The sequence below is a fragment of the Rhodoferax lacus genome (assembly GCF_003415675.1).
In the GTDB taxonomy this organism is placed as follows: domain Bacteria; phylum Pseudomonadota; class Gammaproteobacteria; order Burkholderiales; family Burkholderiaceae_C; genus Allorhodoferax; species Allorhodoferax lacus.
On the sequence record NZ_QFZK01000038.1, the window covers coordinates 1 to 9,033 of the forward strand.

The window sequence follows — 9,033 nt, forward strand, 5'->3', positions numbered from 1 at the left end:
TGGCAACAAAGTGACCTGGTGCCGGTCTTGACCCTCAACGAATCTGGACATACTCAATCCTCCACAAGGCTTGCTATGTCATAGCAAATTGCGCGCCAAATTCAAGGTGTTTCCACACAGCCTCGGCTGGAAGCCGACTTTGCCTCCGCTCTAAAGCAGTCTTAACGCTGAAGGTAACCGGAGCGCTTTAGCGCGTCCCAATTGACTGCCATGTTTAAGCGCTTTTAGCTAGTCATGAAGGGGTGACCACAAACTTCGCTCTGAGGTAGCGAGCTATTGAAGAACTAGACATGTCGTCCAAAGTGCCGGCAACAAGTACGTTGGGTTTAACATCCTGATCTGAGACACGATCACTTTCAATCAACCACTCGCATAAGCATGAGTGGACTTGATGCATGGAATAGTGGGTTTCGCTCAGATCAATTTGCAAATTTCCAATATTAAATACAACACTCTTGTTATAACAACGCTCTGTTGTGTCGTACGCAAGAGTATGAAAAGTTGTTCCTGGGGGAAGTGTTCCAGCAGAGATCGTTCTCGAGGTCAATCGATCTTCTGACGCCCACGAAACGGCACCAAGAATTGGGTATGTTTCTGCAGTGATTTTCGGAATCTCATCATTTAAATGCTGCGCGAAATTCCTAGCTCCGACAAGCTTGCGTGCGTACACTTCCGCTTTCTTAAATCTGTCGTCTTTGTGTTTGAAGCCTTTGATTTGCGAGAGAACTGCAAAGAAACGGTGTGTACAGTCTATAAATTGCAACGCAAATTTCGTCGCATTCAGCGCGTCTTGGTGAGTGTGTTCGTGCGGCTCTTTCTTCTCGATCGCCATCAGCGTAGCCTTCAGTGCATCAAAGGCTTCGCTGAGTAACTCAAAAGATAGCCGCGCAGCTTCGATTCTATAAACTGCCTGGGCGTCTATCGTATTATTAATGGCCTTCATTTAACATCCCCGACACCGTGCTCTAAGGTTAAATTGAAAGGCTGGCGTAGCCATTCCAGCTCGAATGTAAGGTTAGGAGCATATTTGCCTTAAGTATTCGTGTACGAATTGTGGAGTATTGGTTCTGCTAAAAAATGATGTCATTTGAAATGACTCCGTATTTGGTGTGTCTTTTATGTACTCTCGTAGCTCGCGAATTATCGGTATCCAATATGGATTTCTCTCCATGACGAGAACTGAATATTGCGTTGGCATTTTCTTTCCGGTGGTTCCAAGATATTTTACGTCCTTCTGAAATTTTGCTACCCAGTAGAGCTCTTGATTTGGTACGAAATGAAGATACTCTGCATCTGACATTATTGTGTCGGTAAAGGGAACTGGGCCACCAGTCATGAAGCGGGTCTCAACGTTAGGATAAAAGACAACTCCATTGAGGATGCCTATATCATTCTTGATTTCGGCAATCATTGCTTCAATATCATGGCCGTATTTTCTATCGAAAATATTGACCGATGGATTGTTTTTTAGAATCGCCGCCTTGCAATAAGCCTCAAGACAATGGCCTATTACGAATAGGGTCGGGACTGGCATATTGGATATCGTGCATGCGTACGAAATTAACCACTGGTCGCCTAAATCTCTGAACTCATGATGCGTTGCCATGGTGGCTCCTAATGTTGACCTTGAGTGGGCCACAGCCGCTCACTCAGCATTGAAGATTGGCCACCACGCTCGCCGCCGCTGTGTGTCCGTTCGACGAACCCGTTTGCAGCATACCCCCTCCAACTTAACCCGCATTCGTATTCGACCGCAAACGACACGCGCTTTCTCCAGAAATACCAAAGCTACCGCCGTGGGCGCAAACTGAAAAATGACGTCTATTCGCATGACAGCTTTCGCGGCAATCTTGACATCCGCCACCTAACCCGGCCATCCCCTATCCGGGTGATTTTCATGCATGACGAACTGTATTTCAGCAGGGCCAGAACGGCCAGGCAGAGCAGGGCGCTCAAAACTCATCCGCCGTAGATCGCTGCATCGGCATGATGAACTTTTCGAACACCCACCCCTTTGCCCTCCTGCGGCCGGTGACTGTCTTGTCGAGGTAACTTGTGAGATCCAATTAGTACCCCTCGGTTAAACTGTTAGTCTAAATTTTGGGAGTGGCGGTAAATGAACAAAAAATGGCTAAACGTACTATTGTTTGGTGCGAGGCAATCTGATGGGAACTGGGCCATGAGTGCGCCCAAAGCCAGAAGTTCAGCGCTGAAAAGCGCAAAAACGAGGTGGTTTGAGTCAAGAACAGCGTCAAGGAAGCAATTGGGTATGCGTATCCCCTCAATCCTATCAACTGGGTGCATTTTTTTAATGTCATTGAACGCCTTCGCGCAAAGCGATCGCTTGCAGCAGGGCGCAGCCAAGAATTTCATTCCGGTAGCACCCGGCGTAGTCAAAGACACCAGTACAGGATTAGAGTGGATGCGCTGTGGCTTGGGTCAAGATTGGGATATGACAGCAAATACCTGTGTGGGAAACTTGAATAAATACTCCTATCAGGAAGCTCTTAGCATTACTCAAGAGATTAACAATAAACGTGGATTCGCTAAGCACACTGACTGGCGAGTGCCAACCATCCGTGAACTCTTAAGCCTGCGGTTTTGTCCGAAGGGCTATGAACCAAAAGCAATTATTGAAAATATACCGGACGGTGGAGTCGGTGCGCCCAGCTACTGCTCAGAAGGCAACGCAAGACCCACAATCGCCCAATCTATTTTCCCTAATACGCCGAGCAACGGAGATGAAAAATATTTTTGGTCCTCAACCCTTAATGCCAAAAACTCGACGCGTGCTTGGTACATGGGATTCAGCATGGGCGACCTCGACAGTGACGCTGGTACCACCGGCTCTGAGGTATTTTCAGTTCGTTTGGTGCGCTTTACAGGGAACGAGCGTGTTTCAGCTTTGGCAGGAATTCAACCAAAAGCGGTCGTGCAAAAATCTAGCTGCAGTCAGTTTTATCAAGGTCAAATAGTGAGAGGGAAGATTTTTAACCCCTACTATGTCGGTGAAGTAAAGGTCACAGGCGTTGGGACTAATATGGTTTCATTGGTGAGCATGAAGTCTGATGTCAGTGATGAATTAACCTGCGACAGATTGATTGAATTAATGAATAAGTAATATTATATATTCACATGTATTTTATAAAAATCAGAATTAGTGTCGTTGCTGTGATAACACTACTCATAATTCCTCATATCTGGCAAAACTGACAGACCCAACTTTTGGAGACCCTCAGGTCAAAGATTGGTAACCGGTCAAACACCCCCCATCTAGGTGATTTGCCATGATTTAGTGATTACCCTGTCGCTTTGGCAGTGGCGGGCTGTATACGGTCGGACACCGCGCTGTAAATCAGTTTTAGGTTTGAATTGGCCGACTGCGTGCAGCTCAGAGCAACATGCTTGAAGCGCATCTAGACAATTCGATATATCAGATCGCCGTAGCCCCATATCTCAGTTCCAACCAAGCCAGAGACGCTGGTCTACCCGAGAATGATCTCTTTTAAAGCCATCTACCTGCAAATGGGCCTTCCCGTTTGCTTATGCGGGTTCTCAGGTACTCGGAGTATTTGGCGGCTTGCCATCGCTTATTTAATCCAGACCGTCAGCGGATTGGAAGTCTCTACGTTGTTGTAGTAATACACCTCAATCGATTGTCCTGCGGTGTAGCCCGTACCCGTGGAAAGGCCAGCCCATTGACGGGTCACGGGGTCGGGGGTGAACAAGGATCTGGGTGCACCGTCGGGCCAAAACACGCCGACGGAAACCACATCGGCCGGAACGACGGAACCATGCACAAAGATGCGTCCATCGGCGTCTCTTTCCGCCATGGCTGCGCACCCGCCCGTGCTCATCTGGACATTGAGGGCAAAAGTGCAGTCGCTGATGTCGTACTTGCTGTTGTCCGTTGCCGACACCACCATGAAGATATAGGCATTGCCGGTGCCACTCAAAACGGCGGGGTCCAAGGTGGAGCTGCCTGTGTTAGGAATATTGCGCCCTACATTCACCCAATTTTTGCTGTTGATATTGCTGGCCACTTCACCACTGCTGCCGAATATGATAGCGCTGGGGTCGTCATTCAGCACATATATATTCACCATGGAGCTGTTGATTACATCGGTCTTCCAGGTGATGGCTTGCGGCACTCCGCTTCTCCAGGTTTCCCCGCCGTTGGGGCTCATTAGTGCATTGCGGGTGGGCGTGGAGCCACTGCGCACCAAGGTCGCGGGTGCCGTCACCATCACTGAACCCGTGGCCAGATAGGTAGCACCTCTGACGTCCTTGATCTTGAGTTTGAGTGCATAGCTGCCGGTCGCCGCATACACATGGGCAATCTGACTGCTGTTCCCCATGGTGACCGTTCCATCACCAAAGTCCCATTCATAATCCGTAATGGCACCATTTGGGCTGGACACAATCTGCGGCTCAAAAACCACCGCCACCGCAGGCAGGGGCGTCTGGGTGACGATCCGGATATTCGCCACGGGCGCCACCAGCGTGGCGATTGCAGCTCGAACGGCTTTTTCCGCATTTAAGGCTGGATAGTTGTTGGCGCCGTCCACGATGGTGTCAGCGTTGTCCAGAATCAGCCGCTTGAGCTGGGCCGCAGTCAAACTGCTGTTGATGCGCAGCACCATCGCAGCCACGCCGGAAACATGGGGTGCCGCCTGGGATGTTCCCTGTTCCAAGACCATATAGTCATTGCCGTACGACTTGGTATACCCGGTAGACATCACGCTCACGGTCTTTCCACTGCCGATAGCGCTACCCCCAGGGGCCAGTATGAATGCACTGGCCAGGGTGGTATCGCCCTGCGGTGTTTCCGTGTATACGGCCATTTGCCTCACGTCCGCATCCATGTGGAAGGCTCCCACCACAATGGTTTGCTCCGCGATTCGCTGAACAATTGCAGGAGCCAGACCGTGCTCCACTTGGGCCGACATGATCGCAGTATTCAGGCCATTGAAGCGGGAGGGAATGGCGCTCCAACTACCTTGCGGTGTCGTGATCCCCACGTCACCATCATTACCAGATGACTTGACCAACAACACTTCCCTGCGTTGATCGTAGGTTGCAAGTAGGCGATACAGCTCCGTGCCAAACAAAGCGGCTTCTTTTGCATAGCCATCCAGCTGTGCTTGGTTGATGGCATGCACGGGGCAAGGGCTTTCGCACTTCACCCTGTCAATCAGTTTGTCGTTGAGCGACAGGTTGATAACCTTGTTACCCGCGCGAATCGCATTTTCCAGTTGCATCAAGAGGTCAGAGTCGGAGACAGCTGTGTAGCCACTCAGCCCGACATACTGGTGCGCCACACCGGCCGCATACAGGCCATTGTTTTGGGTGGCCGCAATAGTTCCGGCCACGTTCATGCCATGTGCCGCGGTAAGCGCCGCGCCATCGGTAGTGCATATATACCCAATCAGCGGAACATTCGGACAATTGGTAGCCGTGTCGATGGCATGGTTCGCGGAGTCAAAAATGCCCTTGAACACCAAATCTGGATGATCGGCCCTAAAGTAGCCGTCGATCACTGCCACATTCACTTCATTGCCGGGCGCTCCGGGCATCAGAGCATTGGCCTCGGACAAATGGATGGCATCCAATGACCAGCGCGCAAGATAGTCACCCGATAGCAGTGGATCATTCCAGCCGGTGACAATGGAATCCAGGTGCGATTTTTTATTGAAACTGACGAAGTCAAATAGATTGCTGGCCTGGGCCAGACCTTTGGCCGATTCCAAATCGCCTGGCACTTCCACCTGCAGTCGCCTCGTGCCAACCGAATAGCCGACAACGCTCCATTTGTTTGTCTGGATAAAGTCCCGTGCTGCCTGGTACGTGGTCGTATCCTTGGGAATCAGGATCAGCTGCATGCTGACCACCTCCATACCGTCGTGCAAGGTGATGAAGGCGTCCAGAGTGGATGGCTTGGCATACGACACGGCAGGAGCCGATGCGCCGGTGTCGGCACCGGTTGCTGTGCCTTCGCCTCCTCCTCCCCCGCCACAGCTGGCCAACAAGACGCCGCATGCCACTAGCACGCTCCATTTGGCATAAGTCATGCCAATTCTCCCTGAGTTATTTTTTTATTTTTACAGCCATATGTGGATATTTCCTGAGACTGAGAGGATTGCTTTCGGAGGATTTGCCAATAATCTATATAGTTGCAAATCCTACTAACCCGTAGCTTGTCGAAGCTGATTCTGACTCATCTATTTGATCTAAACATCCCCTTTCGGGTGATGTTTGGCTTTGTCCGCAATCGCGGCTTTGTTGAACTTCACTCCCCCCTACAACGGACTGAATTCCGAAGTATTCGACCAGATAAGCGCACAATTCTCAGACCAGCCATCTGGCACATCGCATGCATAGAGTTGGGATCCACGGCAGATAGCGCACACCAGCGCGCGGTGGCGCTGGACATCACCAGAATTTGTGGAGATGGTGTTGGCGGACTCATCAATCGCGACTTGAACAATGGCCAGGAGTTGGTTGTCCTCTACAAGGTGAGGATTTCTTCTGCGGTGCTTGCCGATGGCATCAGCCAGGGTATCAGCCTCCCTTCGCTCCCAGTTCGCCATTGAATGCTCCCAATGCTTTGTATGACAGATGGTGCAATCATCGATGGACAGCTTTGGACTGGCAATAACCCAAATGGGGGATACGATTTGAAATTCACTGGTCTCAATACTTTTCGTTTAACGGCGTGGCACTGGCGCCTTCAAGCAATATCAATACTTATTGGCGGCAAACGCGTAAACTCTGCCCTCCCCCAATTTTCGTTAGCTAGTTTTTAATAAGTGGAGTTCCATGTCGTTATCCCAGAAAAATCTATCTTCCATCCAGAAGGCTGGCCAAGCAGCTCATGACGCAGCTGAAGCCATTTTGGTTACCGTGCGCACCCAAGCTGAGAGCATGGTCGCAAGCATGACCAACCAGCCATTTAGCGCGGAGTCTGAACAGGAAATCGCTCGGTTCAAGACGCTTTCCCGTCTGAGCCAAGGCTTGGTGGAAGTTGAAGCCAAGCTCCAGGAACTCTATGCAGTGGCCTCTGAACTGGCAAACCCAGCCTCCGACGTGATCGTTGTGAAGGCGGTCAAGCAGCTCAAGAACTCCAATGCCTTGGCCGTTGACGTGGTTGAGAAGCCCGCCAAAGCGATCAAGGTTGCCAAGGCGAAGAAGCCCGGCCGCAAGCGATCTGGGCTCACAGCAAACGATTCCGCGCTGCTGCACTACCTGCAAGGCGTGTTGAAGGCTGGCGAGTGGACAAATCAGACCGGATCCACCATGGCCGCTGGTTCTGGCCTGCCTCTGGGATCCGTTGGCGTGTCGCTCAAGAAGATCCTGGCATCCGGCGCTGTGAAGGCCGGCGCGCGTGGCATGTACCAACTGGGCGCTGCCATTGCAGCACCCGAAGTGACGGCCGCTCCTGCAAAGAAGGCCAAGCCTGCAGTGGCCAAGAAGGTCAAAGCAGCCAAGGCCGAAGTGCCCGCCGCTGCGGAGGTGAAAGCAAAGCCTGCCAAGAAGGTCAAGGCTGCACCGGCTAAGAAAGCAAAGGCAGTTTCGCCAAAGAAGTCCAAGCCTGTTGAGGCACCTGCTGCTGAAGCAGCTCCTGCAGCAGAAGCCGCTTTGGTCTAACGCACCAAGCGGAGTAGCCGCTACTTCAGATGGGGCCCTTCGGGGCCCTTTCTTTTGGGCTCAATACTTTGGCGAGAGCACCGCGGGGTCGCTTCGTACCATCAATCGTAGGCCAACTCGGGGTTCAGCAGATCGATGCCAGGCCCTTTGCATTTGATCCATGGACCTGAGGGATGCCCTATGCCATTCCAGGACTTGAGAGCCGTGGAAGCGTCAGCCTGGTGTTCATAGCAATACCGCAGCGCATAGCCAGATTCATCAAGTCCAACAACCAATGCCCATGTGAAGTTGAATCGTGAAAGCGCACACCAAGTGCCTGCATCTGTTTGCCGGATTTCCAAGTACCCGTTTTCAACCCACATTTGGGAGAGCGCCCTGACATGGTCAATTTGGCCACGCCTGCCGAAGTCTTTCGGTACCTGATTCATTCGATTCGAAAACGATGGCCGACTCTCAGGCTGCCTCTAAATCATCAGGCCACACCTGCCAGCGAAGCTCAGGCCTTTCCTGCCAGGGTTCACCTCGCTTGGCCACGACCACCATGCCGGGTGTTACCGCTGGCACGTCCAGGCGCACCAAGTCATCAAGGCCGCCACGTTCGTGCCACCGTCCAGGCAGTGCATTCGGGGGGGTGATAAGTTGCTGGTCCATAGTGCTGCATATCTTAGCGCCAAGTCGTTGATTCCATATCGGCAGATGGCTCACTGCCTCTTCAAGAACGCATCAATCGCATTGATCCCCGACAGCGACCGTGCGGGTATCCCAATATCACCCCGCCCCTCCACCTCGAACTCCCGCGGGTTGATGCGAATCATGTTGGCGCCAAGCTCGTCACACATGCGGCGTCCAAAATCTCGGACGGACGCAATGACGGAACCCGCACCGATCTCAATGACTACCACCCGGGCCTTAGTTGCCTTCGCATGCTCAAGCCAGGCGGCCTGATTGGCACGTTGCGGCAGGCTGCGCTGGGGCAGCCATCCGTTATCACCGAACATCACGATATTGGGCCTGGCCAAGCCTCCACAGTGAGGACAGGTTGGTAAGTCGTTGAGTAGCTGGCAGGTGTCGTTGTCCACCTCTGGTTTGAACCCATCAGCACTCCAGACTTCCGGCGTACAACCTTCCAGGCACTGCAGGTGGTGAATGGAGCCGTGGCATTCGTTGATCATGGCACCCGAGAAGCCCGCCTTCTGAAAGTGCCCATCCACGTTGCTCGTGAATATCCAGGTTCCCATCCGCGTCTTCGATCCCCAGTGTGTTGATTCCAAATGAAGGTTGGGCCAAAAAAGTAGGAATTCCAGTCGAAAACTGAGCCACGTTATCCACAATCCTTGCTTCATTTTTGAGCAGGGGTGATTAGGAGTGATAGACGTGGGAACCCTC

At 52.0% G+C, this 9,033-nt stretch carries 7 protein-coding genes; 3 read left to right on the top strand and 4 right to left on the bottom strand.

What is annotated here, in order from left to right; all coding sequences use genetic code 11:
- Positions 1-232: 232 nt before the first annotated feature.
- Entirely contained in the window at positions 233-943 is a 711-nt protein-coding gene (locus tag DIC66_RS22515) for a hypothetical protein (protein WP_117180427.1), read from the bottom strand.
- Positions 944-1,015: 72 nt separating this feature from the next.
- Positions 1,016-1,606, bottom strand: a complete 591-nt coding sequence (locus DIC66_RS23015; RefSeq protein WP_147321395.1) for a hypothetical protein — start codon at positions 1,604-1,606, stop codon at positions 1,016-1,018.
- 510 nt (positions 1,607-2,116) lie between these two features.
- Between DIC66_RS23015 and DIC66_RS22520 the strand changes: the two genes are divergently transcribed.
- On the top strand, positions 2,117-3,121 hold the full coding sequence (locus DIC66_RS22520; protein ID WP_117180428.1) for an Lcl C-terminal domain-containing protein: 1,005 nt from the start codon (positions 2,117-2,119) through the stop codon (positions 3,119-3,121).
- A gap of 469 nt (positions 3,122-3,590) precedes the next feature.
- Here the strand turns inward: DIC66_RS22520 and DIC66_RS22525 are convergent, their stop codons facing one another.
- The gene (locus tag DIC66_RS22525) at positions 3,591-6,071 is read right to left on the bottom strand and encodes a S8 family serine peptidase (RefSeq protein WP_117180429.1); all 2,481 of its coding nucleotides are present in this window, start codon (positions 6,069-6,071) and stop codon (positions 3,591-3,593) included.
- 126 nt (positions 6,072-6,197) lie between these two features.
- Here DIC66_RS22525 and DIC66_RS22530 point away from each other — a divergent pair, with 126 nt between their 5' ends.
- Positions 6,198-6,593, top strand: coding sequence for a hypothetical protein (locus DIC66_RS22530; RefSeq protein ID WP_147321396.1), 396 nt, complete (start codon positions 6,198-6,200; stop codon positions 6,591-6,593).
- A 226-nt stretch (positions 6,594-6,819) separates the two neighbouring features.
- Complete coding sequence (locus tag DIC66_RS22535) at positions 6,820-7,647, top strand: hypothetical protein (RefSeq protein ID WP_147321397.1); 828 nt, start codon at positions 6,820-6,822, stop codon at positions 7,645-7,647.
- 701 nt (positions 7,648-8,348) lie between these two features.
- On the opposite strand, the gene DIC66_RS22545 is transcribed toward DIC66_RS22535, so the two are convergent.
- The coding region (locus tag DIC66_RS22545; RefSeq protein WP_338052526.1) for an SIR2 family NAD-dependent protein deacylase at positions 8,349-9,033 on the bottom strand (685 nt) is incomplete at its 5' end.

Coding starts and splice junctions, on each gene's coding strand:
- DIC66_RS22520 (WP_117180428.1), top strand. CDS start 2,117: ATGAACAAAAAATGGCTAAACGTACTATTGTTTGGTGCGAGGCAATCT.
- DIC66_RS22525 (WP_117180429.1), bottom strand. CDS start 6,071: ATGACTTATGCCAAATGGAGCGTGCTAGTGGCATGCGGCGTCTTGTTG.
- DIC66_RS23015 (WP_147321395.1), bottom strand. CDS start 1,606: ATGGCAACGCATCATGAGTTCAGAGATTTAGGCGACCAGTGGTTAATT.
- DIC66_RS22535 (WP_147321397.1), top strand. CDS start 6,820: ATGTCGTTATCCCAGAAAAATCTATCTTCCATCCAGAAGGCTGGCCAA.
- DIC66_RS22515 (WP_117180427.1), bottom strand. CDS start 943: ATGAAGGCCATTAATAATACGATAGACGCCCAGGCAGTTTATAGAATC.